This is a genomic window from Streptomyces sp. NBC_01451 (assembly GCF_036227485.1).
Classification (GTDB): domain Bacteria; phylum Actinomycetota; class Actinomycetes; order Streptomycetales; family Streptomycetaceae; genus Streptomyces.
The window spans coordinates 833,781-857,832 of the sequence record NZ_CP109479.1 but is presented as its reverse complement, the minus strand read 5'-3'; the positions used below and the strand labels follow the sequence as shown (position 1 = coordinate 857,832).

21 protein-coding genes are annotated in these 24,052 nt (G+C 70.7%); 12 read left to right on the top strand and 9 right to left on the bottom strand.

Annotated features, from left to right (window positions below; genetic code table 11):
• Nucleotides 1–60 precede the first annotated feature (60 nt).
• The 3 genes from OG595_RS03785 to OG595_RS03775 all read left to right on the top strand — a co-directional run bounded on the left by OG595_RS03785 (nucleotide 61) and on the right by OG595_RS03775 (nucleotide 3,243).
• A complete protein-coding gene (locus tag OG595_RS03785; protein WP_329267750.1) occupies nucleotides 61–1,209 on the top strand; it encodes an ABC transporter substrate-binding protein in 1,149 nt (382 codons plus the stop codon).
• 94 nt (nucleotides 1,210–1,303) lie between these two features.
• Nucleotides 1,304–2,581 (top strand): sensor histidine kinase, encoded by a 1,278-nt coding sequence (locus OG595_RS03780; protein WP_329267747.1) that lies wholly within the window; start codon nucleotides 1,304–1,306, stop codon nucleotides 2,579–2,581.
• Entirely contained in the window at nucleotides 2,578–3,243 is a 666-nt protein-coding gene (locus OG595_RS03775) for a response regulator transcription factor (protein ID WP_329267744.1), read from the top strand. Before OG595_RS03780 ends, OG595_RS03775 begins: the two co-directional genes overlap by 4 nt.
• A gap of 42 nt (nucleotides 3,244–3,285) precedes the next feature.
• On the opposite strand, the gene OG595_RS03770 is transcribed toward OG595_RS03775, so the two are convergent.
• The gene (locus OG595_RS03770) at nucleotides 3,286–4,347 is read right to left on the bottom strand and encodes a DUF2235 domain-containing protein (RefSeq protein ID WP_329267742.1); all 1,062 of its coding nucleotides are present in this window, start codon (nucleotides 4,345–4,347) and stop codon (nucleotides 3,286–3,288) included.
• Nucleotides 4,348–4,459: 112 nt separating this feature from the next.
• Between OG595_RS03770 and OG595_RS03765 the strand changes: the two genes are divergently transcribed.
• From OG595_RS03765 to OG595_RS03750, 4 genes are all read left to right on the top strand, one after another.
• Complete coding sequence (locus tag OG595_RS03765; RefSeq protein ID WP_329267738.1) at nucleotides 4,460–5,644, top strand: caspase family protein; 1,185 nt, start codon at nucleotides 4,460–4,462, stop codon at nucleotides 5,642–5,644.
• The gene (locus OG595_RS03760) at nucleotides 5,641–6,924 is read left to right on the top strand and encodes a hypothetical protein (RefSeq protein WP_329267736.1); all 1,284 of its coding nucleotides are present in this window, start codon (nucleotides 5,641–5,643) and stop codon (nucleotides 6,922–6,924) included. The genes OG595_RS03765 and OG595_RS03760 overlap by 4 nt, the downstream gene beginning before the upstream one ends.
• Nucleotides 6,925–6,975: 51 nt before the next feature.
• Nucleotides 6,976–8,019, top strand: coding sequence for a ComEC/Rec2 family competence protein (locus OG595_RS03755; protein ID WP_329267734.1), 1,044 nt, complete (start codon nucleotides 6,976–6,978; stop codon nucleotides 8,017–8,019).
• A 95-nt stretch (nucleotides 8,020–8,114) separates the two neighbouring features.
• Nucleotides 8,115–8,480, top strand: a complete 366-nt coding sequence (locus OG595_RS03750; RefSeq protein ID WP_329267731.1) for a cupin domain-containing protein — start codon at nucleotides 8,115–8,117, stop codon at nucleotides 8,478–8,480.
• Between the two features lie 9 nt (nucleotides 8,481–8,489).
• Here the strand turns inward: OG595_RS03750 and OG595_RS03745 are convergent, their stop codons facing one another.
• The 8 genes from OG595_RS03745 to rhaI form a co-directional block, all read right to left on the bottom strand.
• Nucleotides 8,490–9,869, bottom strand: coding sequence for a vWA domain-containing protein (locus OG595_RS03745; RefSeq protein ID WP_329267729.1), 1,380 nt, complete (start codon nucleotides 9,867–9,869; stop codon nucleotides 8,490–8,492).
• Entirely contained in the window at nucleotides 9,866–10,723 is an 858-nt protein-coding gene (locus OG595_RS03740; RefSeq protein ID WP_329267727.1) for an AAA family ATPase, read from the bottom strand. Before OG595_RS03740 ends, OG595_RS03745 begins: the two co-directional genes overlap by 4 nt.
• Nucleotides 10,724–10,886: 163 nt before the next feature.
• Complete coding sequence (locus OG595_RS03735) at nucleotides 10,887–11,573, bottom strand: LutC/YkgG family protein (protein ID WP_329267725.1); 687 nt, start codon at nucleotides 11,571–11,573, stop codon at nucleotides 10,887–10,889.
• Nucleotides 11,570–13,051, bottom strand: coding sequence for a LutB/LldF family L-lactate oxidation iron-sulfur protein (locus OG595_RS03730; protein WP_329267724.1), 1,482 nt, complete (start codon nucleotides 13,049–13,051; stop codon nucleotides 11,570–11,572). The genes OG595_RS03735 and OG595_RS03730 overlap by 4 nt, the downstream gene beginning before the upstream one ends.
• Entirely contained in the window at nucleotides 13,048–13,803 is a 756-nt protein-coding gene (locus OG595_RS03725; RefSeq protein WP_329267722.1) for a (Fe-S)-binding protein, read from the bottom strand. Before OG595_RS03725 ends, OG595_RS03730 begins: the two co-directional genes overlap by 4 nt.
• A gap of 72 nt (nucleotides 13,804–13,875) precedes the next feature.
• Complete coding sequence (locus OG595_RS03720) at nucleotides 13,876–15,342, bottom strand: rhamnulokinase (protein WP_329267720.1); 1,467 nt, start codon at nucleotides 15,340–15,342, stop codon at nucleotides 13,876–13,878.
• A complete protein-coding gene (locus OG595_RS03715; protein ID WP_329267719.1) occupies nucleotides 15,339–17,378 on the bottom strand; it encodes a bifunctional aldolase/short-chain dehydrogenase in 2,040 nt (679 codons plus the stop codon). Before OG595_RS03715 ends, OG595_RS03720 begins: the two co-directional genes overlap by 4 nt.
• 136 nt (nucleotides 17,379–17,514) lie before the next feature.
• Nucleotides 17,515–18,684, bottom strand: coding sequence for an L-rhamnose isomerase (gene rhaI, locus OG595_RS03710; RefSeq protein WP_329267717.1), 1,170 nt, complete (start codon nucleotides 18,682–18,684; stop codon nucleotides 17,515–17,517).
• Between the two features lie 288 nt (nucleotides 18,685–18,972).
• Here rhaI and OG595_RS03705 point away from each other — a divergent pair, with 288 nt between their 5' ends.
• The 5 genes from OG595_RS03705 (at nucleotide 18,973) to OG595_RS03685 (ending at nucleotide 24,037) form a co-directional block, all read left to right on the top strand.
• A complete protein-coding gene (locus tag OG595_RS03705; protein ID WP_329267714.1) occupies nucleotides 18,973–20,490 on the top strand; it encodes a sugar ABC transporter ATP-binding protein in 1,518 nt (505 codons plus the stop codon).
• Complete coding sequence (locus tag OG595_RS03700; RefSeq protein ID WP_329267713.1) at nucleotides 20,487–21,527, top strand: ABC transporter permease; 1,041 nt, start codon at nucleotides 20,487–20,489, stop codon at nucleotides 21,525–21,527. The genes OG595_RS03705 and OG595_RS03700 overlap by 4 nt, the downstream gene beginning before the upstream one ends.
• Nucleotides 21,520–22,515, top strand: coding sequence for an ABC transporter permease (locus OG595_RS03695; protein WP_329267712.1), 996 nt, complete (start codon nucleotides 21,520–21,522; stop codon nucleotides 22,513–22,515). Before OG595_RS03700 ends, OG595_RS03695 begins: the two co-directional genes overlap by 8 nt.
• A 101-nt stretch (nucleotides 22,516–22,616) precedes the next feature.
• Nucleotides 22,617–23,699, top strand: coding sequence for a rhamnose ABC transporter substrate-binding protein (gene rhaS, locus OG595_RS03690; RefSeq protein ID WP_329267709.1), 1,083 nt, complete (start codon nucleotides 22,617–22,619; stop codon nucleotides 23,697–23,699).
• Nucleotides 23,700–23,716: 17 nt separating this feature from the next.
• Nucleotides 23,717–24,037: an L-rhamnose mutarotase gene (locus OG595_RS03685; protein ID WP_164413693.1), complete on the top strand. Its 321-nt coding sequence runs from the start codon at nucleotides 23,717–23,719 to the stop codon at nucleotides 24,035–24,037.
• The last annotated feature ends 15 nt before the right edge of the window (nucleotides 24,038–24,052 follow it).

Here is a 24,052-nt window from a genome sequence, read left to right as displayed (position 1 = left end):
CTCTCGCCCGCGTCAGGATCGAACTCCCAGCGCAACTCCCCCCATCGAGAGGCCCGCAGAGTGTCCAGTTTCCTCAGCCGACGACGTGTACTCGCCACCGGAGCCGGAGCGGCGCTCGGCGTCGGCGCGCTCGGTGCCACCGGGACCCCCGCCGCCGCGGCCTCGTCCACCGGATCCCACTCGGCCACGGGCGCCGAGGAGACCCGGACGCTCGACGAGCTGTACCAGGCCGCGCTGGCCGAGGGCGGCAAGCTCGTCATCTACGCGGGCGGTGACGTCGACAGCCAGGGCAACGGCGTACGCGCGGGCTTCGCGGCCCGATTCCCGGGCATCGACCTCAAGGTCGTCGTGGACTACAGCAAGTACCACGACGTCCGCGTGGACAACCAGTTCGCGACCGACACCCTCGTCCCGGACGTCGTACAGCTCCAGACCCTCCACGACTTCACCCGCTGGAAGGGGCAGGGGCGCCTGCTGCACTACAAGCCGGCGGGCTTCTCCAAGGTGTACAAAGCGCTCAAGGACCCGCAGGGCGCCTGGACCGCCGTCGCGGTGATCGGCTTCAGCTACATGTACAACGTCGCGGCGGTCGGCGCGGACGCCCCGAAGTCCCCGCTCGACCTGATCGACCCGAGGTGGAAGGGCCGGATCGCGTCGTCCTACCCGCACGACGACGACGCCGTCCTCTACCTCTTCAAGCTGTACGTCGACCACTACGGCTGGGACTGGGCCGCCGGGTTCGCCGCCCAGGACGTCCAGTTCGCCCGTGGCAGTCACACTCCCAGGCTGGCCGCCACGAGCGGGCAGAAGGCGCTCGGTGTCGGCGGTGGTGGCTCGCTCGTGGCGCCGTCCACGGCACCCGTCCGGTGGGCCGTCGCCGAGGGGCACCCGTTCATGGCCTGGGGTCAGCGGGCCGCGATTCTCAAGCAGGGCCGGAACACCACGGCCGCCAAGCTCTACCTCAACTGGCAGCTTTCCACCGCCCAGCAGCAGAGCGTCACCAACGGCTGGTCGATACGGACGGACATCACCCCCGCCGGTGGCCTGAAGCCCGTCTGGGAGTACCCGAACGCGAACCTCGACGGCTTCCCGCGGTTCATGGCCGACCGGGCGCAGGTCGAGCGGTGGAAGCAGACGTTCGCGCTGTACTTCGGTGAGGTGAAGGGGGATCCGACCCCCGGCTCACTGGGGCTGCACCCCGGCGCGTAGCCGGTCCTCGGCCGACTCTTCACAGCGGTCATACAAACGGTCGATAGAATCGGGGCCCTGTTCGATTGGATCAGTCCGCCCAAGGGGATCTGCCGTGTCCGACCGTGCCCCCGTCCGTTCACCGCTGACGGTTCGCGGCAGGTGGTTCACCCTGGAACACGTGTCGCATCTGGCGTTCTTCGTCATCGTGGCATCCGCGCTGCTCCAACTCACCTGGCTCAACAGCGAGTTGTGCTGGTACATCGCGACCGTCAGCGGGTTGCTCGCGCTCACGTACACGGGCGGAGTGACGCTGTGGGGCCGGCTCGGAGCGGTCGGCCGGGCGGCCTGGATTCCGGTGCTGCTCGCACTGTGGGGCCTCCTGCTGTTCCTTGTGCCCGCCGCGCTGACCTCCGCCTTCGTGTGGTGCGCCCTGCCGCTCGCGTGCGCCGCGCAGCGCGTGCTCGGCCGCCGGTCCGCGACCGCGGCACTCGCCCTCATCACTGTCGTGCTCGTCACAGCACAGGTCGCGGCCGGCGGCCGGTTCATGATCGACAGCGTGCTGGTGCCCGTGGCGGCCGTCTGGGGAACCGTCGCCCTCTACCGCGCCCAGCAACGGGACGCCGAGGCGCGCCGGCGTCTCGTCGAGGAACTGCGCGACACGCGCGACCTCGTCGCCCGGCAACAGCGCCGGGCGGGTGTGCTGGCGGAGCGGACGCGCATCGCCCGCGACCTGCACGACACCCTCGCCCAGGAACTCGCCGGCGGCCTGATGCTGCTCCAGGCCGCCGACCGGGACTGGGACGACCGCCCCGACGTGGCCCGCACGCGCGTACGGGCGGTCGCCGACGGCCTGGGCACCAACCTCACCGAGACCCGCCGCATGATCGGCGACCTCACCCCGGCAGCCGTCGCCGAGACCGGCCTCGAAGGCGCGCTGCGCGTGCTGTGCGCGCGCTCCCAGGCCGACGGGACCGCCGCCCAGGTACGGTTCCGGGCGGTCGGCGACCCCCAGCCGGTCCTCGACGAACACGCCGCCACCACCCTGTTCCGCGTCGCGCAGAGCACACTGGCCAACGTCCGCGAACACGCCCACGCGGTGAACGTCCAGGTCACCCTCAGCCGGCGGCAGCCCGACCGGGTGGACCTCGAAGTCAGCGACGACGGCGTCGGATTCGACCCGGCCGAGGTCCTCACCCGTACGCCGACGGGCCCGGGCCGCGGTTTCGGACTGCCCGCGGCGCGGGCCAGGCTGCGCGAGTACGGCGGTGACCTGGACGTCAGCGGGGCACCGGGCCGGGGCACCCGGATCCGGGCCACGGTCTCCGCGCGGCCCCGGCCGCAGGCCGCAGCGGGACCCGTCGCGCCCGTCCCCACGGTGACCGCGCGATGACCGCGGACCCGCCCGGCGCGGCCGGGCCGCTGCGCGTCCTGGTCGCGGACGACCACGCCGTCGTACGGGCGGGACTGCGCGCGCTCCTGGAGGGCGAACCCGGCATCGAGGTGATCGCCGAGGCGGGCAGCGGTGAGGAGGCTGTCTCCCTGGTCGCCCGGATGCTTCCCGATGTCGCGCTGATGGACCTCCGGTTCGGGAGCCCGGCAGGCGGGATCGACGGGATCGAGGCGATCCGCCGGCTCGCCGCCGAGGCGCCCGGTGTGGCGGTGGTGATGCTGACCAGCTATGCCGGACGGGCCGATGTGGTGCGGGCGTTGGAGGCGGGCGCCCGGGGCTATGTGCTCAAGGCGGGGCCGCCCGAGGAGCTGTTCCGCGCGGTGCGCGGGGCCGCCGCCGGGGCGCTGGGGCTGGCACCGGAGATCGTCGGGGAACTCGTCGGTCAAGTGGTCAGCCCGGAGCAGGAGTTGAGCGGGCGCGAGATCGAGGTCGTCCGGCTGATGGCCGAGGGGCTCAGCAACCGGGCCATCGCCGGGGCGCTGTTCCTCAGCGAGGCCACCGTCAAGACGCATCTGGTGCGCGTCTACCGCAAGCTCAGGGTCGACAACAGGGCCGCGGCGGTCTCGGAGGCCGTGCGGCGGGGTGTACTCGAACTGACCTGACGAGAGCGGGGAGTCGGAGGCGGGGAGGGTGTCCTGCGGATGTCACCCCCGGCCGGTGAGCCAGTCCTCGTCGGCCCAGGTGACCGTCTGCGGGATGCGTGAGCCGTAGTCCGGCAGCTCGCCGACGCGGGCGCGGACGCTCGCGTGCACCCGGGCGTGCGGGGGCAGCCGGCGGCGCCGGTAGGTCAGCAGGGCCCAGACCCGGCCCATCCGGTGCACCGTGCCCAGCGCGTACGCGGGGCCGACCGTCAGCTCGCGCCGGTACGCACCGGGCTTCAGCAGGATCCCCTTGCCGTCGACGGCGAGGGCGCCGTCCACGACCCACTTGAGGGCGATGGTGGCCAGCCGGTGATCGTCCTCGAAGGTGCCGCCGACGTCCGAGTGGACTCCCGCGAACCACACCTGCTCGACCCTGTCCGGCAGCGCCGGCTGTTCGCCCGGCGTGACCAGGTACTCGCGGTAGGGCGTCCGCTTCTCGTCGATGGAGACCGCGTGCCGGACCCGGAGGGCGCCCGGCACCTGCCGGGTGTGCGGCCAGCGCAGGTTCCACCGCAGGATGCCGGCCGCCTTCACGGAGTCCCACATGCCCAGGTAGTCGACCGGGATACCGGTCCGGGCCTCCACCCTGATGCTGAACGTGCCCGCGAACCGGTGGAGTTGGGCCCAGTCGTCGGCGGTGAAGGTCCTGTTCCTGGCGTAGACCGACACGGCGTACGGGACGAGGTTCTCCAGTCCGGGCCGCAGCAGGCCGATCGCCTTGAGCATGCCGGTGAGCGCGCGGGCCGTGTACGCGCCCCGGCTGAAGCCGAACACGTGGATGTGGTCGCCCGGTTCGTAGTGCCGCATCAGGTACGTGTACGCCTCGGCGAGGTTGACCCTGATCCCGGAACCGAGGGCGAGCCCGAAGAGCTTCGACAGCCGGCGGCCCACGGGCGTCCAGGCGCCCGCCGCGGAGAACGTGCCGACACCGGGGTCGTAGTACGCGATCTGCCGGGCGGGGTCGGAGAGGTCCAGCATCTCGTAGAGCCGCACGACGTTCGTGTTGCCCTTCGCCCGCAGCTGGTTGCCCGTGCCGTCCAGACAGATGACGAGGTTCTTGGCCATGGCGGGCCTCACCTTCACTGGCGTACGCCAGGACATACCGGGTTGTACGAAATATAGTAGGAGAAATGCTGCCAAGTGGCATGCCCGGGAGCGGTGGTGTTCCGGAGGATCCATGGCCGGTTCAGTGATCCATCTCGAAGAGGCGGCCGATCCGCCGCGCACCCATGCGCTGGTCGTCGGAGTCGGCAGGTATCCCCACCTCGCCGGCGGTGAGTCACCGGTCGCCGACTCCGACGGGATGCGCCAGCTGAGCTCACCCCCGGTCTCGGCCCGCGCCTTCGCCACCTGGCTGCTCGCCGAGTACAACGACCCCGAACGCCCCCTCGGCAGCGTGGCCCTGCTGCTCAGCGAGGAGCACCCGGCGCCGTTCACCGACCCCCGTACCGGGACCGACCACGACGTCGACGAGGCGACCATCGACAACCTCGTCGCCGCGGTCGCCGACTGGTACGACCGGGGTGACACCCACGTCGACAACCGGCTCCTCTTCTACTTCTGCGGACACGGCATCTCCCAGGGCGAGGACATGGCGCTGCTCGCCGCCGACATCTTCGCCGACCACCACAACCCCCTCAACGGAGCACTGGACTTCGCCGGACTGATGAACGGCCTCAAGCGCTGCAAGGCCGGCCAGCAGGTGTTCTTCGTCGACGCCTGCCGCTCCAACTCCGATGTCCTGATCGAGAGTTCGGGCACCCGGTTCGCCGGCCGCACCCCGCTCGGCGCCGGCGCGCGCCCGCTGGACCTGCCCCGGCGCTTCCACATCCCCTACTACGCCACCCTCGCGGGCGACCGCTCGCACGCCCGGCCCGGACAGGTCAGCCTGTTCACCGAGGCCCTGCTGAAGAGCCTCGCCGGGGCCGCCAGCGACGACCCCGAGGGCGACTGGCAGGTCAACACCTCCCAACTCCTCACGGCCATCGACCACTTCATGCACCAGCCGCGCTTCGCCGGCGCCGTCGCGGGCGTCCAGGTCCCCTCGGTCGGTGAACTGCCCGTCTTCGTCCTCCACCAACTCCCCGGCACCCCCGTCGTCCCGGTGTACGTCGGCTGCGACCCGGCCGAGGACAACGCCGGGGCCGAGTTCGTGTGCCGGGAGGACGGACAGGACGGCCGGGAACGGCTTCGCCGGCCTGCCGACGACATCGACGCGGAAGACCCCCAGGGCGAGTGGGCCATCGAACTCGGCTTCGGCAACTACGTCTTCGAGGCGCATCTCGGCGACCAGGAGGTGCGGACCAAACCGGTCACCGTACGGCCGGTGTTCCGGCGCGTGCAGTTGGGGAAGCCGTCATGAGCACCGGCCTGCGGATCACCGTGGCGCTGAGCCTCCACGAGTCCGACCTGCCCGACGGGGCGAAGGTCGTCGGCGACATCTATCCGGCGGACGGCACCGGCAGCGCCCACCGGGGCGTCCTCTTCCCCTGCGGGACCTCGGCACCGGCCGCCCGCTACGAGGTGGACCCCGGGCGCTACCTCGTCTCCGCGACGCTGCCCTCGGGCGTCGTGCTGTCCAAGGACGCCGAGGTGAGCGAGGGCAGGGACACCCATGTGACGCTGTGTACCGCGCCCTCGCCCTACGAGTCGCACTCCTGGCAGTACCTCATGGGCAACATCGAGCCGTACGGCGCCTACCACGACGCCGAGACGATCCCGGTGCCCCGGTCCCGGGGATCGCGCTCCGGGGTGTGGTCGACGGGCGGGGTGGTGCCGCCGGGGAGCGCGGTCTGGGTCGGCGATCCGAAGCCCGAGAGCCGGCGCTTCGCCACGATGCTCGCCCTGACCGACGGACCCTCACCGGAGCCGATCGCCCTCGACCTGGCCCGCTCGGCGCCGCACACCGTGCCCAGCCTCGACCTGGGCGACGCCGCCGCCCGCCTCTACCGCTTCGGCCCGCACGGACCCGTCGACGAACAGGGCGCCTCCACCCTCCAGGGGCCCACGGGCCGACGCCAGTTCCTCGTCGTCTCGCTGACCGGCGCCGAGTACGTCGTCACCCTTCCCGCGCCCTGGGGGAACGCGCAGATCGAGGTGCTGGTCAACGAACGGCAGAGCCCGACCGGCAGTACCGTCTCCGTCACCGTCCGCGACAGCCGGGTGGGACCCGCCCTCGGCTACATGACCCGGGGCGCCTTCGACACGGCGGCGGCGCTGGTCAAGGACGCCGAGGAACTGCTCTACGCCAAGATGGACAACCCCCTCGCCGCGGTGGCCGGCGCCTATGTCCTGGTCGGCAGCGAGCTCACCGAGCGACGGCACCGCTGGGACGCCTGGCTCGACCATCTGCGCCGCGAGTTCGACTGGCTGAGCGACGGCTCACTGCTGTGGGGCATGCGCCATCTGCGCCGCGCCCACACCGAGACCGAACTGCGCGCGGCGCGGGACGCCCTCGTCGAGGCCTTCGACCGGGGCGTCCCGGTCTTCACCCTGGGCCTGAGCCGCCTCATCCACGGCCTCTCCGAGTTCCCCGACGACCCGGAGTGCGTCGCCCGCCTCGACCAGGCGCGTCTGCTGTCCTACCGCGTGGACATGCGCGAGCCGTTCGTGATCGTCGGACTGCGAGGAGTGCCCCAGTAGCGCGAGAGACCCGGTGAGAGACCGGCGAGAGACCCGGCTTGGGAGGCCGCGATGATCCGCTTCACGATGATGCCCGGCGAGGACGGCGACTGCCTGCTCCTGGAATACGGCGACGACACGTTCGTCCGGCGGATCCTCGTCGACGGTGGTCGCGCGGGCACGTATCCGCTGATCAAGCCGGTGCTCGCCGGACTGGACGGGCTGGTGGACGTCCTCGTCGTCACGCATGTCGACCAGGACCACATTCTCGGAGTGCTCGCCCTGCTGGACGATCCGGACCGGTCGGTGGAGATCGGCGACGTCTGGTTCAACGGGTTCGACCACCTCCTCGACACCGAGGGGTTCGGCGCGCAGGACGGCGAGCGGCTCACCAGCGCGCTGCTGGCGCAGAAGGTGCCCTGGAACGACGCGTTCGGCGGGCGTGGCGCGGAGGTCGGCCGGCAGCTCGGCTGGTTCGACGACGGGTCCACGATGGAGGTGCTCTCGCCCGACAGGCGGCAGCTGGAGCGGCTGGCCCCGGTGTGGGTGAGGGAGTGCGCCGCCCACGGGCTGATCCCGGGCCGGGACCCCGACGAGCCGCCCGCCGTCCCCGGCTTCGAGCACTTCGGCGGCGCCGTGGACGTGGAACGGCTCGCCGCGACGCCGTTCAAGGCGGACACCTCGCCGACGAACGTCACCAGCATCGGACTGCTCTTCGAGTTCGAGGACCGGCGGATCGTCCTCACGGGGGACGCCGACGACCGGCGGCTCGTCGACTCGATACGGCCCCGGGCCGAGGCGGCGGGCGGACGGCTGCACGTCGACGTCCTGAAGGTCGCCCACCACGGCAGTGGCCACAACCTCTCCAACGACCTGCTCGGCCTCCTCGACTGCGACCGCTATCTGATCTCCACGAGCGGCGCCCGGCACGACCACCCCGACGACATCGCCATGTCCCGGATCCTCCAGCACGGCGGAGCCCGCAAGGAGATCGTCTTCAACTACCGCGACCGTGCCGCGCTCTGGGACGTCAGCTCCCTCAGGAACCGCTTCGGTTACACGGTGACCGCGCCGGAGCCGGACGCGGAGGACGGCTTCGTGACCCTCGAACTCTGACACCGGAGGACGCCCGGATGGCGGCCCCGGCTTGACAGGCGGACGATGGAGGGGAGCAGGGGGCCGACAGTCATGGAGGGGGATGGGAGGCAGACATGCTGGAGATCAAGACGGTCGAGAAGCCGGACGAGCGGCGTGATTTCCCCCGGGGACACCTCGAAGCCGTACACCTGACAGGCCTCGACTTCGCCGTGGGAACCTTCGAACCGGGCTGGCGCTGGTCCGAGTCCGTCGGGCCCGTCGTCGGCACGAAGAGCTGCGAGATCCACCACAACGGTTACGTCGTCCAGGGCCGAATGCACATCACCATGGATGACGGCGGCGAGGGCGAAGTGGGCCCCGGCGACGTCTTCGTGTGCCCGGCCGGGCACGACGCGTGGGTCGTCGGCGACGAACAGGTCATCGTCTACGACTTCGCGGGAGGCATGGCACAGGAGTACGCGAAGGCACCGGGAAGCTGACCGCAGGGTTCACACGGGGAGCAACCGGCTGATCAGCGCGCCGAGTTGGAGGGCGTTGCGGCACTCGCGCATCTCCACCAGCTCGGCGTACTCGGGCGCCGCGGAGTCGCCCGTGCCCCACTGCGACCGCGCCTCGGGATTCAACCAGTGCACGCGGCGGGCCCGTTCGGCCAGCTGCCGTACCGCGGGCAGGTTCGGGTCGCTCATGTTCGTCCGGGCGTCACCCAGCACGAACACGGTCGTACGCGGGCCGACCGCGTCGCCGTACCGTTGCGTGAACTCGCCGAGGGCGACGCCGTAGTCACTGCTGCCGTGCCAGCCCGTCAGGGTCGCCTCCGCACGGATGCGGGCGCTCAGACCGTCGGCGTCGGCGGCGCCGTGCACCAACAGGCCGGTCACCTCGTCGACGCGATTGACGAAGGCGAACACGCGGACCTTGCTGAACTGGTCGTGCAGTGCCTGTACCAGCAGCATCGTGAAGTCGGAGAACCCGGCCACCGAGCCCGACACATCGCACAGCAGCACCAGTTCGGGCCGGGCGGGCCGACGCCGGCGCAGCACGGGCCGCATCGGCACCCCGCCCGTCGACAGCGACGCGCGCACCGTGCGCCGCAGATCGATCGAGCCGCGGGCGGCCTTGCGGCGGCGAGCCGCAAGCCGGGTGGCCAGCTTGCGCGCGAGCGGCTGAACAGCCCTGCGCAGCTCGGCCAGTTGGGTGCGGCCGGCGAGCAGGAAGTCGACCCGGTCGGCGGTCGGCGCCACCGCCCGCCGGGCGATCTCGTCCCGGCCGCGCCGCTCGGCCACCCGGCGCCGCGCCTCCGCGCCGACCAGCCGCCGGAACTCCTCGATCCGCCCCCGGATCTCGTCGTCGAGCAGCCGGTCGGCGAACCCGGTCTCCCCGCCGCCCTCCCGGAGGCTGTCGCGCACCCGGGCCAGCAGCGTCTGCGGCCGGAGCCGGTCCAGCGTCTGGTACGACGACCAGCCGTCCGACCCCGGTGAGGAGCCGTACCCGCCGAAACCGTCGACCGCCTCGGCGGCCAGCCGGGCCAGCAGCGCCCGGTCGTTCGCGGCCAGCGCGGCGGCGAGCCGGTCGCGCAGTTCGTCCCGCTTCGCGGGCCCGGTGCCGGGCGCTCCGACACCCCGGGGAAAGTACAGCTCGAAGACCGGGTCGAACACCGGGCGCTGGTCCGTGCCGTGCAGCAGGGTCGCGGCCAGCCCTTCGCGCAGCAACTCCCGGTCGGTGAAGCCGAGCAGGGCCAGTGCCCGGGCCGCGTCCACGGTCTCCCCGGTGCCGATCCGCACCCCGTGCGAACGCAGCGCCTGGACGAGCCCCGTCAGCCGTTCGGCGACATCGGCACCCGAACCGGCCTCCGCCGACCGCGCGTTCACAGCGCGTCCAGGTCCAACTTGGCGCTCGCCTTGAGGACATCGTCCTGGTGCTTGAGGAGGACGCCCAGGCTGTCCCGTACGACCGTCTCGTCGAGGGTGTCCGCCCCCAGCGCCAGCAGGGTGCGCGCCCAGTCGATGGTCTCGGAGACCGACGGCACCTTCCGCAGGTCCATCGCGCGCAGCGCGCCCACCACCCGTACCACCGACTCGGCCAGCGCCGTGTCGAGTTCGGGCACCTTCAGCCGTACGATGCGGCGCTCCAGCTCGGCGTCCGGGAACCCGATGTGGAGGAAGAGGCAGCGGCGGCGCAGTGCCTCGGACAGCTCGCGGCTGGCGTTGGACGTGAGGACGACGAAGGGGCGGCGGGTCGCGGTGATCGTGCCCAGCTCGGGGACCGTGACCTGGAAGTCGGAGAGCACCTCCAGGAGCAGGCCCTCCACCTCGACATCCGCCTTGTCGGTCTCGTCGATCAGCAGCACCTTGGGGTTGTCGCCCCGGATGGCGGTCAGCAGGGGCCGGGGGAGCAGGAACTCCTCACTGAAGATGTCCGTGCGCGCCGCGTCCCACGTCTCGTCGCGGCCCGCGCTGATGCGCAGGAGCTGCTTGGCGTGGTTCCACTCGTACAGCGCCCGGGACTCGTCGACGCCCTCGTAGCACTGGAGACGGATCAGGTCGGCGCCGGCGATCTCGGCGACGGCCTTGGCCAGTTCGGTCTTGCCGACGCCGGCCGGGCCCTCCACCAGGAGCGGCTTGCCGAGCCGGTCGGCCAGGAAGACCGTGGTGGCGACGGCGGGCGAGGCCAGATACCCGGTCTCGGCGAGGCGTGCGGAGACGTCGTCGACGGATGTGAACAACGGGGCCTCCAGCGCCGGTGCGAACGGGTTCGACGTCACTATCTAAGCGCTTGTTCACCGCTTGTGTCACGCATGGATCCGCACGACGGCACGGGGGACGGCACTCACGACGGCACTCCGCAACGGGGGCCGGCCGCCGAAGTGCCCGACCCCTCAAGCCTGTTCAAGCCTGGTCACCTCCGTTCGCGTCCGTTCGGTCGGGACCGTCACCGCTCACCAGGACCACCTCCAGGGTGCGCGGACCGTGCACCCCCTCGACCCGGTCGAGTTCGATGTCACTGGTCGCGGACGGCCCGGAGATCCACGTCAACGGCCTTGCCGGGTCCAGGCGTTCAAGGGCCTGGGGCACGGAGGAGACGACCTGGCCGGGCACGCGGACGACACAGATGTGGTGGTCGGGTACCAGGGTGATCCGGCGCCGGCCCTGGTCCGGGCCGCCGTCGAGGACGATGGTGCCGGTCTCGGCGACGGCGAGGGCGCAGCCGGTGACCACGCTCTCGACCTCGTCCAGGTCGTACACGGTGCTCACCGCGCGGTCCTCGACACGGGCGGTGTCAGCGGCCGACAGCCACTCCGGCGGGAGCCCCGGCGGCACGACCACCGACGCCGAGCCGCGCGCGGCCAGTATCCCGGCGAGCACTCCCGGAAGCTCGTCGCCGGTGCAGCGGTGCACGATCGCCCGGTAGTCCGCCAGGTTCTCGGCGAGGAGTTCGACCGTCTCCTCGACGCTCCGGTCACCGTGCTCGCGCAGATAGTCGCGGTCGACGGCCTGGTCGTACGGTGTGTCGTCGTGGGGTACGTCGGCGAGTGCGCGGCGCACCCGGCCCAGGATCAGGTCGCGGCTGTTCACTTGCCGGTGTCCTTTCCGCCGTTCGTGCGCTGCCACCAGTCGCGGAACGGCTCCGCCGGTACGGCCGGCAGGTCGCGGGTGGCGCTCCAGGCCCGGCCGGGACCCGGCAGGGTACGGGGGTGGAAGCGCCGGGTTCGGGAGGCGAGGCGCTGGCCGGTGCGCAGGGCGCCGGGGTGGCTGAATGCCCAGCGGGCGGCCCGCATCGCGGCCCGCTCGGCGGCGTGCCCCTTCGCGGGCTTCAGGACGACCTTGGTGCCCTCCCGGGTGGCCGGCCCGCCCTCGACGACGCGTTCCCGCAGGTGCACCAGTACCTCGGGGATGTCGATGGCGACCGGGCAGACCTCGTAGCAGGCCCCGCACAGCGAGGAGGCGTACGGGAGCGAGGCGTCGATCTCGCTCGCGGTGCCCCGGAGCTGGGGGCTGAGGATGGCGCCGATCGGGCCGGGATAGACCGAGCCGTAGGCGTGGCCGCCGGCCCGCTCGTACACCGGGCAGACGTTCAGACAGGCCGAGCAGCGGATGCAGCGCAGGGCCTGGCGGCCGACCTCGTCGGCGAGGGTGTCGGTGCGGCCGTTGTCGATCAGGACCAGGTGGAAGGTCTGCGGACCGTCGCCGTCCGTGGTGCCGGTCCAGGTCGACGTGTACGGGTTCATGCGTTCGGCGGTCGAGGAGCGGGGGAGGGTCTGGAGGAAGACCTCCAGGTCCTGCCAGGTCGGCACGATCTTCTCGATGCCGACGACCGAGATCAGCGTCTCGGGCAGGGTCAGGCACATCCGCCCGTTGCCCTCGGACTCGACCACGACCAGTGTGCCGGTCTCGGCGACCATGAAGTTGGCGCCGGAGACGCCCACCTTGGCGCGCAGGAACTTCTCCCGGAGATGGAGCCGGGCCGCCTCGGCCAGTTCGGCGGGCGTGTCGGTGAGACCTTCGGGGGCCGGGCGGCCCCACTCGCTCATCTCGCGCGCGAAGATGTCCCGGATCTCACCCCGGTTGCGGTGGATCGCCGGGACGAGGATGTGCGAGGGCCGGTCCTTGCCCAACTGGACGATCAGCTCGGCGAGATCGGTCTCGTAGGCCGCGATGCCCTCGGCCTCCAGGACCTCGTTCAGCCCGATCTCCTGCGTGGCCATCGACTTGACCTTGACGACCTCCGACTCACCGGTCATCCGCACCAGGTCGATCACGATCCGGTTGGCCTCGTCCGCGTCGGCGGCCCAGTGCACGACGCCGCCCGCCGCCGTGACCGACTCCTCCAACTGGACGAGATAGCGGTCGAGATGGCGGAGCGTGTGGTCCTTGATCCGCTTGCCCGCCTCGCGCAGCTGGGCCCAGTCGGACACCTCGGCGACGGCCTTCGCCCGTTTGCCGCGGATCGTGTGGGTGGCGTGGCGCAGATTGGCGCGCAGGGTCTTGTTGTTGACCGCGTCGTGGGCCGCCTCCGGGAAGGCCGGCATCCCGACGAACGTACCGCCGCTCATACGCTCGGCTCCTCTTCCGTGCTCGCCAGGATCTCCGCGATGTGCACCGGCTGCATACCGGTGGAGAGCCGGGTCATGGTTCCGCCGATGTGCATGAGACACGAGTTGTCGGCGGCGCACAGCACCTCCGCGCCCGTCGACTCTGCGTTGCGCACCTTGTCGGTGCCCATCGCCGCCGAGACGTCGGCGTTCTTCAGCGCGAACGTGCCGCCGAAGCCACAGCACTCGTCGGCCCCGGGCAGCTCGCGCAGCTCAAGACCCTTGACGGCCTGGAGCAGCTTGAACGGCCGGTCGGCCAGCCCGAGACCGCGCAGCCCGTGACAGGTCGGGTGGTAGGTGACGGTGTGCGGGTAGTAGGCGCCCACGTCCGTCACCCCCAGCACGTCGACCAGGAACTCCGTCAGCTCGTACGTCTTCGGGACCACGGGCGCCAGAGTGGCCGCGAGTCCGTCCCCGCGACCCTCGGCGCGCGCCCGTTCACCCATCCGCGGATACAGCTCCCGCACCATCGCGCCGCACGACCCGGAGGGCGTGACGATCGCCTCGTACCCCCCGAATACATCGGAGAAATGCCGGGCGAGCGGCTCGGCCTCGTGCCGGTACCCGGTGTTGTAGTGGGCCTGCCCGCAGCAGGTCTGCGCCATCGGGAAGTCGACGTCCACACCGAGCCTGGTCAGCAGTTTCACCACGGCGCGGCCCGTGTCCGGATACAGCGTGTCGTTGACACAGGTAAGGAACAGGGCGACACGCATCGCGGCTCCTAGTGATCGATCATCGGATGAGTGCAGGGTACGCGGAGGTCGCGCGGTGGGGGAATCCCCGGCTCACCGGACTTCGGTGAGCCGGGCCTCCGCCGCGCGCCAGGCCGCCGCGTCGCCGGACGGTTCGTAGCGGGTCAGCGGCTGGGTGCGGGCGAGCAGCCGGCGCATGTCCGTACGGTCGCCGACGAGGCCGTGGGCCCTCGCCTGGACGAGGACGTTCCCGAGCGCGGCGGCCTCGGCCGGACCCGCCACCACCGGCAGCCCGCAGGCGTCGGCGGTGAGCTGGCACAGCAGCGCGTTGCGCGTCCCGCCCCCGACGACGTGCACGGCGTCGACACCGTGCCCGGCGAGCCGCTGGGCGTCCGCCACCGCCCGCCGATGGGCGAGGGCGAGGGAGTCGAGGATGCAGCGCGTGATCTCGCCCGGAGTCCGCGGTACCGGCTGCCCGGAGACCCGGCAGGCCTCGGCGATCCGTTCCGGCATCCGCCCGGGCGCCAGAAAGGCCGCGTCCCCCGCGTCCACCACCGACCGCAGCCCGGGCGACTCGGCCGCAGCCCGCAGCAGGTCGCCCAGCTCCGGGTTCCCCCAGGCCCGTACGCACTCCTGGAGCAGCCACAGCCCCATGATGTTGCGCAGATAGCGGACCGTGCCGTCGAGCCCCAGCTCGTTGGTGAAGTTGGCGGCCCGGCTCTCCTCGGAGAGCACCGGCGCGTCCAGCTCCAGGCCCGCCAGGGACCAGGTGCCCGTGCAGATGTAGGCGAACCGTTCGTCCACCGCGGGCACGGCGGCGACCGCGGAGGCGGTGTCGTGCGACCCGACCGTGGTCACCGGCACCGGCCCGGTGAGCCCGGTCTCCTCCAGCACCTCGGCCCGCAGCACGCCCGCCGGATCACCGGGCTGCCGCAGCGGCGCGAACAGCCCGAGGTCGATGTCCAGCTTCCGTGCGATGTCATGGGCCCAGTCGCGGGTGCGGGGATCGATCAGCTGGGTGGTGGAGGCGTTGGTCAGCTCGGTGCCGGCCTCGCCCGTCAGCCAGTACGTCAGCAGGTCGGGGATGAGCAACAACCTTTTGGCGGCGGCCAGTTGACGTGTGTCACGGGCCGCCGTCAGCTGGTAGAGGGTGTTGAAGGGCGCGTACTGCAGCCCGGTCGCCGCGTACAGTTCGGCGGCCGGGACGGACGCCCACACCTTCTCCGCGACACCCTCGGTGCGGGCGTCGCGGTAGTGCACCGGGTTGCCGAGCAGCGCCCCGTCGGCATCCAGCAGCCCGTAGTCCACGGCCCAGCTGTCGATGCCGACGGAGTCGAGTTCTCCGCCGCCGTGGGCACCCGCAGCCCGGAGCCCGTCGAGCACACCCCCGTACAGCGAGAGAACATCCCAGCGCAGCCCCTCGGGCACCCGCACGGGCCGGTTCACGAACCGGTGCGCCTCGGCCAGCTCCAGGGTGTCGGGCCCGACCCGGCCGACCATGACGCGCCCGCTGGACGCGCCGAGGTCGACCGCTGCGTACGACTTGACGGTCCGGGTCATCGCAGGAAGGCGGCGGCGACGCCGGCGTCGACCGGGACGTGCAGCCCGGTGGTGTGCGTGAGCTCGCCGCCGGTGAGGGCGAAGACGGCGTTGGCGACGTGCGCGGGCAGCACCTCGCGCTTGAGGATGGTCCGCTGGGCGTAGAACTCGCCGAGCTTCTCCTCCTCGATGCCGTACGTCGCCGCGCGCTGCGCGCCCCAGCCCCCGGCGAAGATCCCGGAGCCTCGGACGACCCCGTCGGGGTTGATGCCGTTGACCCGGATACCGTGTTCGCCCAGCTCGGCGGCGAGCAGCCGCACCTGGTGGGCCTGGTCGGCCTTGGTGGCGGAGTAGGCGATGTTGTTCGGTCCGGCGAAGACGGCGTTCTTGGAGGCGATGTAGATGATGTCGCCGCCGAGTTCCTGCGCGATCATCACCCGCGCCGCCTCACGCGAGACGAGGAACGACCCGCGCGCCATGATGTCGTGCTGGAGGTCCCAGTCGCGGGCCGAGGTCTCCAGCAGCGGCTTGGAGATCGAGATCCCCGCGTTGTTGACGACGAGATCCACCCCGCCGAAGGCCAGCGCGGCGGCCTTGAACGCCTCGGCGATCTGCTCCTCGCTCGTCACATCGACGGTGACGGCGACAGCCTTGTCCGACCCGCCCAGCTCCTCCGCCACAGCCGCCGCGTTCTCCGCGTTCAGGTCGGCGACGACGACACAGGCACCCTCGGCGACCAGCCGCTCGGCGATGGCCTTCCCGATCCCGCTGCCCGCGCCGGTGACGAGGGCGACCCGAGTGGCCAGCGCCTTCGGCTTCGGCATCCGCTGGAGCTTCGCCTCCTCCAGCGCCCAGTACTCGATGCGGAACTTCTCGGACTCCTCGATCGGCGCGTACGTCGAGACCGCCTCGGCCCCGTGCATCACGTTGATCGCGTTGACGTAGAACTCGCCGGCCACGCGCGCGGTCTGCTTGTCCTTGCCGAAGCTGAACATGCCCACGCCCGGGATCAGCACGATCGCCGGGTCGGCGCCGCGCAGGGCGGGGGAGTCGGGCAGGGCGTTGCGCCGGTAGTAGGCGGCGTACTCCTCGCGGTACTCGGCGTGCAGCTCCTTCAGGCGTGCGATCGCCGCGTCGAGGGGAGCGGCGGCCGGCAGGTCGAGGACGAGCGGCCTGACCTTGGTGCGCAGGAAGTGGTCCGGGCAGGAGGTGCCCAGCGCGGCGAGACGGGGGTGCTCGGCACGCGACACGAAGTCCAGCACGACGTCCGCGTCGGTGAAGTGCCCGACCTGCGGCTTGTCCTGCGAGGCGATGGCCCGGACGTACGGGGCGAGCGCGGCGGCCCGCTCGCGCCGCTCCCCGGGCGCGAGGGCCGCGTACCCCTCGATCACCGGGCCGAACGGCTCGGCCTTGCCGTGCTCGGCGAGGAACGCCTCGGCGGTACGGATGATGTGCAGCGAGTTGTTCTCGCACTCCTCGGCGGTGTCGCCCCAGGCGGTGATGCCGTGCCCGCCGAGGACGCACCCGACGGCCTGCGGGTTCGCGGCCTTCACGGCGGCGATGTCCAGGCCGAGCTGGAACCCGGGGCGCCGCCACGGCACCCACACCACGGTGTCCCCGAAACACTCGGCGGTCAGCTTCTCCCCGTCGGCCGCGCAGGCGAGCGCGATACCGGAGTCGGGGTGGAGGTGGTCCACGTGCGCCGCGTCGACGAGGCCGTGCATGGCGGTGTCGATGGACGGCGCCGCGCCGCCCTTGCCGTGCAGGCAGTAGTCGAACGCGGCGACCATCTCGTCCTCGCGCTCGACGCCCGGATAGACCCCCTTGAGCGCGTGCAGCCGGTCCAGCCGCAGCACGGCCAGCCCACTCTCGGTCAGGGTGCCCAGATCGCCTCCGGACCCCTTGACCCACATCAGCTCGACATCACCACCGGTGACGGGGTCGATGTCGGTCCCCTTGGCGGACGTGTTGCCGCCCGCGTAGTTCGTGTTGCGGGGGTCGGCACCGAGCCGACGGGACCGAGTAAGAAGAGCAGCGGCTTCAGGATGGGTTGCCATGCGAGATCAATCCTTACGTGACGTTTTCGACGAGGGCGAGGAGGAGCGCCCTTTCAGGGGCGCGGGGAACTGCGCGATCAGCCACAGACGACGGAGAGCCTGCAACGATCCGAACCAGGCGGACGAGACCCAGAACCTAGGCTCCCCACCCCGCCTGCTCCCCACCGACCCGCTCCGCAACGATCTTCGCCCCCCACCCGGACCGGGCATACGCCGCGATCGGATCCCCGTCCAGCCCCAGCTCCTCCCGAACCTCCACCAGCAACGGCCGCACATCCGTGTTGTACGCGTCCATCAGCACCGCGTTGGCGGCCAGCACATCCCCGGCCCGCTGAGCGGCACCCAGCGCCGACGCGTCGACGAGGAGCGCCTTGGCCGTCGCCTCCTGGACGTTCATCACCGAGCGGATGATCGCCGGGATCTTCGCCTCGATGTTGTGGCACTGGTCCAGCATGAACGCGACCTCGGGCACCAACCCCCCGCCCCGGATCACCTCGTACATGATCCGGAACAGCTGGAACGGGTCCGCCGAGCCGACCATCAGGTCGTCGTCCGCGTAGAACCGCGAGTTGAAGTCGAACGCGCCGAGCTTCCCCTCGCGCAGCAGTGTCGCGACGATGAACTCGATGTTGGTTCCGGGCGCGTGGTGCCCGGTGTCGACAACGACCTGCGCCTTCGGGCCGAGCTTGAGGCAGTGCGCGTACGCCGTGCCCCAGTCCGGGACGTCGGTCGCGTAGAAGGCCGGCTCGAAGAACTTGTACTCAAGGAGCATCCGCTGGTCGTCGCCGAGCCGCTCGTACACCGCGGCGAGGGCCTCGGAGAGCCGGTCCTGCCGGTCACGGATGTCGTCCTGACCGGGGTAGTTCGTACCGTCGGCGAACCACAGCTTCAGGTCCTTGGACCCGGTGGCGTCCATGATGTCGACGCATTCGAGCAGATGGCCGAGCGCCTTGCGGCGCACCACCGCGTCGGGGTGGCAGATGCTGCCGAGCTTGTAGTCGTCGTCCTGGAAGGTGTTCGAGTTGATCGCGCCCAGCTTCAGGCCGCGCTCCTCGGCGTACTTGGCGAGGTTCGTGTATCCGTCGGAGCCCTCGACCTTGTCCCACGGAATGTGCAGGGCGACGGTCGGCGCGACTCCGGTGAAGGCGTGCACCTGGGCGGCGTCGTCCAGCTTCTCGAAGGGGTCGCGGGGCACACCGGGCTGGGCGAACACCTTGAAACGGGTCCCCGAGTTCCCGTACGCCCACGACGGCGTTTCGATGGCCTGGGCCTTGAGAGCGGCCTTCACCGCGCTGAGCTCGGTCACTTCAGGACTCCTGTGACATCGGGTCGGAACGACTGCTGGTAATCAGCACGCGGAACGACGATCTGATGAAACGATTCAGAACGGGAAGCTATGAGCCCCCCGGAGGGGTGTCAAGCCCTCTGACTGATTCGGCCTACCGTGACTTGCCTGTGACCTTTAATTATCGAAAGAATTTCGACACGGACCCATTGACGTGACATGGCTCCCGTGTCTAACGTCCCGGCAACCCAGTTGAAACCTTTCACGACGTCGTGAGGCCAGTCCCACCGGCGTCGTCGAGGAGCCCTCATGACCCACCCGTCCGACCCGGGGCCGGCCCCTGTGCTGGCACTCAAGGACATCTCGAAGTCCTTCGGTGCGGTGCGTGCCCTGCGGGACGTCTCCATGGAGCTGTTTCCCGGCGAGGTGCACGCACTCGCCGGTGAGAACGGCGCCGGCAAGTCGACCCTCATCAAGACGCTCGCCGGCGTGCACCGACCGGACGCCGGCCAGGTGCTGCTCGACGGCGCGCCCGTCGTCTTCCACGGTCCCGGCGACGCCCGGGACGCCGGTATCGCCGTGATCTACCAGGAGCCCACGCTCTTCCCGGACCTGTCGATCGCCGAGAACATCTTCATGGGCCGCCAGCCCCGGCGCGCCCTCGGCCGGATCGACCACAAGGCCACCCACGCGGCGACCGCCGCGCTGATGCGGCGGCTCGGCGTCGAACTCGACCCCGACCGCCCCGCACGCGGCCTGTCCATCGCGGACCAGCAGATCGTCGAGATCGCCAAGGCGCTCTCCTTCGACGCCCGCGTCCTGATCATGGACGAGCCGACCGCGGCCCTCACCGGCAGCGAGGTCGCCCGTCTCTTCGGCGTCGTTCGCACCCTGCGCGAACAGGGCGCCGCCGTGCTGTTCATCTCGCACCGGCTGGAGGAGATCTTCAAGATCTGCCAGCAGGTGACGACCCTCCGCGACGGCGCCTGGATCGCCAGCGAGCCGCTGGAGGGCATGACGGAGGACGACCTCGTACGCCGGATGGTCGGCCGCGACCTCGACGAGCTCTACCCCAAGCAGGACGTCGAGGCCGGCGAGGTCGCGCTCAGCGTGCGCCGGCTGACCCGCGAGGGCGTCTTCACCGACGTCTCCTTCGAGGTCCGCCACGGCGAGATCGTGGGCCTCGCCGGACTCGTCGGCGCCGGCCGCACCGAGGTGGCCCGGGCCGTCTTCGGCATCGACCGTTGGGACGCCGGCGAGGTCGAGGTGGACGGCACCCTGCTGACGAACGGAGCACCCTCCACGGCCATGGCCGCCGGGCTCGCCCTCGTCCCCGAGGACCGGCGCGCCCAGGGCCTGGTGATGGACATGTCCATCGAGCGGAACATCGGCCTGACCGGCCTGCGGACGACCGTCAGGGGCGGACTGATGGACCGGGGCGCCGAGCGCAGCCGCTCCCTCGACTGGGCCGTCAAGCTCCAGGTGAAGTACGCCCGCATCGCCGACACCGTCAACACGCTGTCCGGCGGCAACCAGCAGAAGGTCGTCCTGGCCAAGTGGCTCGCCACCGGCCCCAGGGTGCTGATCGTCGACGAGCCGACCCGCGGCATCGACGTCGGCACCAAGGCCGAGGTGCACCGCCTGCTCAGCGAGCTGGCCGCCGACGGTGTGGCCGTGCTGATGATCTCCTCCGACCTGCCCGAGATCCTCGGCATGGCCGACCGCGTGCTCGTGATGCACGAGGGCCGCCTCGCCGCCGAGATCCCGCGCTCCGAAGCAACCGAGGAAACGGTGATGGCCGCAGCCACCGGGAGGGCCGCCGCATGACGGTGACCGCTCCCAATCCCGCCCCCGCCGCAGAGGTGCCCAAGTCCAGCGGCACCCGCCTGGTGGACCGCGTGTTCAAGATGCGCGAACTCGCCATCCTGGTCGTCTTCCTGGTGATGATCGCCGTCACCCAGGCCGGCAACAGCGAGTTCCTGTCCGAACAGGGCATCAAGGACCTGCTGCTGAACGCGACGATCCTGGTCCTGGTCGCCACCGGCCAGTCGCTGGTGGTCATCACCCGCAACGTCGACCTGTCGGTCGGCTCCACGCTCGGCATCAGCGCCTTCGCCGCCGGCCTCTACCTCCAGGACGGCGGAAACCCCGTCGTGGCCATCGCCCTGGCCGTCCTCCTCGGCATCGGCTTCGGGCTCCTCAACGGACTGCTCGTCAGCTTCGGGCAGGTACCCGCCCTCGTCGTCACCCTCGGCACGCTCTACATCATCCGCGGCATCGACTCCATCTGGGTCGGCTCCCGGCAGATCACGGCGGCCGACCTCCCGGACGGATTCGTCGACTTCGGCTCCGGCGGCATCTCGGCGGTCCCGTACCTCGCGCTGATCGCGCTCGCCGTACTCATCGCCACCGCCTACTACCTCAAGCAGTTCGGCAGCGGCCGTGAGCTGTACGCCCTCGGCTCCAACCCCGAGGCCGCCCGGCTCGCCGGTATCCCCGTACGCAAGCGGATCCTCACCGCGTACACCTTCTGCGGCGCCCTCGCCGGACTCGCGGGCGCGCTCTACCTCGCACGGTTCGGCAACGTCGACTCCAGCACGGGCAACGGCTACGAACTCACCGTCGTCAGCGCGGTCGTCGTCGGCGGTGTCGTCTTCACCGGCGGCTCGGGCAGCGTCTACGGGGCCGCGCTCGGCGCCCTGCTGCTGACCTCCATCAACAGCGTGCTGCCCGCCCTCGGCGTCAGCTCGGTGTGGGTCATGGCCATCAACGGCATCCTGCTCATCCTCGCCATCGCGGTCGACCGGATCGTCGCCCTGCGCGTGGCGTCCGCACTGAAGAAGAGGAACGCCCGCCATGGCTGACTCGTCACTCGCGCGCGCCATCCGCGGGGCCTCCCTGAAAAGGTGGGATTCCGCCGTCGGCGTCCTCCTCGTCGTCGTCCTGCTGCTGTCCTTCGGGTTCGTGGACGGGTTCGGCAACGGGCTCAACCTGTCCTTCCTGATCGGCAACACCCTCCCGATCGCGCTCGTCGCGCTCCCCATGACCCTTCTCGTCGTCTCCGGCGAGATCGATCTGTCCGTCGCCTCCACCGCGGGACTCTCCGGTGCGGTGATGGGTGCCCTGTGGAACCAGGGCCTGACCATCGAGATGATCATCCCGATCTGTCTGCTCCTCGGAGTGGTCTGCGGGCTGGTCAACGGGCTGCTCGTCACCCGGCTCGGTCTGCCCTCCCTCGCCGTCACCATCGGCACCATGGCCGCCTACCGGGGCATCGCACAGATCGTGCTCGGCTCCGACGCGGTGACCGACTTCCCCACCCAGTACCTGGACTTCGCGGCCGGACGCATCGGGGACACCTTCATCCCGTACGCCCTGCTGCCCTTCCTCGTGCTTCTCGCGATCGCCGTGGTCGTGCTGCACGCCACCCCGTTCGGCCGCTCGCTGTTCGCGATCGGCGCGAACGAGGAGGCGGCCCGCTTCGCCGGCCTCCGGGTCAAGCGGCAGAAGCTGATCCTGTTCGCGGTGACCGGTCTCACCGCCTCCCTCACCGGGATCTTCTGGGCGCTGCACTACGCCAGCGCCCGCTATGACAACGCGACCGGCCTCGAACTCTCCGTCATCGCCGCCGTGTTGCTCGGTGGCATCGACTTCGACGGAGGCAAGGGCACGCTCGGCGGCGCGATCGCGGGAGTCTTCCTGCTCGGTGCGCTGCAGAACGTGATGAGCCTGCAGGACGTCTCGGCCCAGTCGCAGATCGTGGTCACCGGCATTCTGCTCGTGCTGTCCGTGCTCGGACCTCGGGTCGCTCGGCAGGTCTCGCTGGCCAGGGCCTCGCAAAGGCTGACGTAGCAGGTCGTTCGATCGCTGCGGGCCCGCTCCGGCTGGTCGCGCAGTTCCCGGCGCCCCCTGAAGGGGGCGCTCCTCCTCACCCTCTGTTCTAAGGAACCCTCATGCGCAAGTCATCCGTCCGCCGTGCCTCCGCGGCTCTCGCCGCGGCCACCTCGCTCGCTCTGGCGCTCACCGCCTGTGGCGGCACCACGAAGAACGACGTCAAGGACGAGGGTGCCTCGGCCGCCGCGACCGGCAAGGCCGACCCGAACGCGGCCATCAAGAAGGGCCTGACCGTCGGCTTCCTGCCGAAGGCGGTCAACAACCCGTACTTCACCTCCGCCGACAAGGGCGGCGAGACCGTGCTGAAGGCGCTGGGCTCCAGTTACAAGGAGGTCGGCCCCAGCAGCGCCACCGACACCTCCGGCCAGGTCTCCTACGTCAACACGCTCACCCAGCAGCAGGTCGACGCGATCGCCGTGTCCGCGCAGGACCCGGGCGCGCTGTGCACCGCGCTCAAGCAGGCCATGAAGAACGACATCAAGGTCGTCACCTACGACTCGGACACCAAGACGGACTGCCGCAACGCCGCCGTCTCGCAGGCCAGCGCCGAGGACCTGGGCCGTACCGAGGTGCAGCTGCTCGCCGAGCAGATCGGCTACAAGGGCGAGATCGCGATCCTGTCCGCCGCCCAGACCGCGACGAACCAGAACATCTGGATCGACTTCATGAAGAAGGAGCTCGCGGACCCGAAGTACAAGGACATCAAGCTCGTCAAGGTCGCGTACGGCAACGACGACGCCCAGCAGTCCTTCCAGCAGACCCAGGGCCTCCTCCAGGAGTACCCGAACCTGAAGGGGATCATCTCCCCGACCACCGTCGGCATCAAGGCCGCCGCCCAGTACCTGTCCGGCTCGAAGTACAAGGGCAAGGTCAAGCTGACCGGCCTCGGCACCCCCAACGACATGCGCAAGTACGTCAAGAACGGCACCGTCGAGGGCTTCGAGCTGTGGGACCCGGCGAAGCTCGGCGCGCTGGCCGCCTACACCGCCGTCGCGCTGGTCTCGGGGCAGATCACCGGCAAGGAGGGCGAGACCTTCACGGCCGGCGACATGGGCTCGTACACCATCGGCAAGGACAGCGTGATCAGCCTCGGCAAGCCGACCGTGTTCACCAAGGACAACATCGACCAGTTCAACTTCTGATTGGCCGGGGGCTGTTGATGCAACGCGTGTGCTTTCTGCTGAAGGTCCGGGCGGACCGCCTCGACGAGTACCGCGAGCGGCACGCCGCCGTGTGGCCCGAGATGCTCGACGCGCTCTCGGCCACCGGCTGGCACAACTACTCGCTCTTCCTGCGCGAGGACGGCCTGCTGGTCGGCTACCTGGAGACCGAGGACTTCGCCGCCGCCCAGGCCGGCATGGAAGCAGCGGAGGTCAACGCCCGCTGGCAGACGGAGATGGCGCCGTTCTTCGAATCGCTGGACGGCGCCCGTCCCGACGAGGCCATGAAGCCCCTCACCGAGGTGTTCCACCTCGCCTGATCACCCCGCTCGTCC

Bases quoted from the DNA above. Each gene is read 5' to 3' on its own strand.
- OG595_RS03775 (WP_329267744.1), top strand. From the start codon at position 2,578: ATGACCGCGGACCCGCCCGGCGCGGCCGGGCCGCTGCGCGTCCTGGTC.
- OG595_RS03770 (WP_329267742.1), bottom strand. From the start codon at position 4,347: ATGGCCAAGAACCTCGTCATCTGTCTGGACGGCACGGGCAACCAGCTG.
- OG595_RS03765 (WP_329267738.1), top strand. From the start codon at position 4,460: ATGGCCGGTTCAGTGATCCATCTCGAAGAGGCGGCCGATCCGCCGCGC.
- OG595_RS03760 (WP_329267736.1), top strand. From the start codon at position 5,641: ATGAGCACCGGCCTGCGGATCACCGTGGCGCTGAGCCTCCACGAGTCC.
- OG595_RS03755 (WP_329267734.1), top strand. From the start codon at position 6,976: ATGATCCGCTTCACGATGATGCCCGGCGAGGACGGCGACTGCCTGCTC.
- OG595_RS03750 (WP_329267731.1), top strand. From the start codon at position 8,115: ATGCTGGAGATCAAGACGGTCGAGAAGCCGGACGAGCGGCGTGATTTC.
- OG595_RS03730 (WP_329267724.1), bottom strand. From the start codon at position 13,051: ATGAGCGGCGGTACGTTCGTCGGGATGCCGGCCTTCCCGGAGGCGGCC.
- OG595_RS03725 (WP_329267722.1), bottom strand. From the start codon at position 13,803: ATGCGTGTCGCCCTGTTCCTTACCTGTGTCAACGACACGCTGTATCCG.
- OG595_RS03720 (WP_329267720.1), bottom strand. From the start codon at position 15,342: ATGACCCGGACCGTCAAGTCGTACGCAGCGGTCGACCTCGGCGCGTCC.
- OG595_RS03715 (WP_329267719.1), bottom strand. From the start codon at position 17,378: ATGGCAACCCATCCTGAAGCCGCTGCTCTTCTTACTCGGTCCCGTCGG.
- OG595_RS03705 (WP_329267714.1), top strand. From the start codon at position 18,973: ATGACCCACCCGTCCGACCCGGGGCCGGCCCCTGTGCTGGCACTCAAG.
- OG595_RS03700 (WP_329267713.1), top strand. From the start codon at position 20,487: ATGACGGTGACCGCTCCCAATCCCGCCCCCGCCGCAGAGGTGCCCAAG.
- OG595_RS03695 (WP_329267712.1), top strand. From the start codon at position 21,520: ATGGCTGACTCGTCACTCGCGCGCGCCATCCGCGGGGCCTCCCTGAAA.
- rhaS (WP_329267709.1), top strand. From the start codon at position 22,617: ATGCGCAAGTCATCCGTCCGCCGTGCCTCCGCGGCTCTCGCCGCGGCC.
- OG595_RS03685 (WP_164413693.1), top strand. From the start codon at position 23,717: ATGCAACGCGTGTGCTTTCTGCTGAAGGTCCGGGCGGACCGCCTCGAC.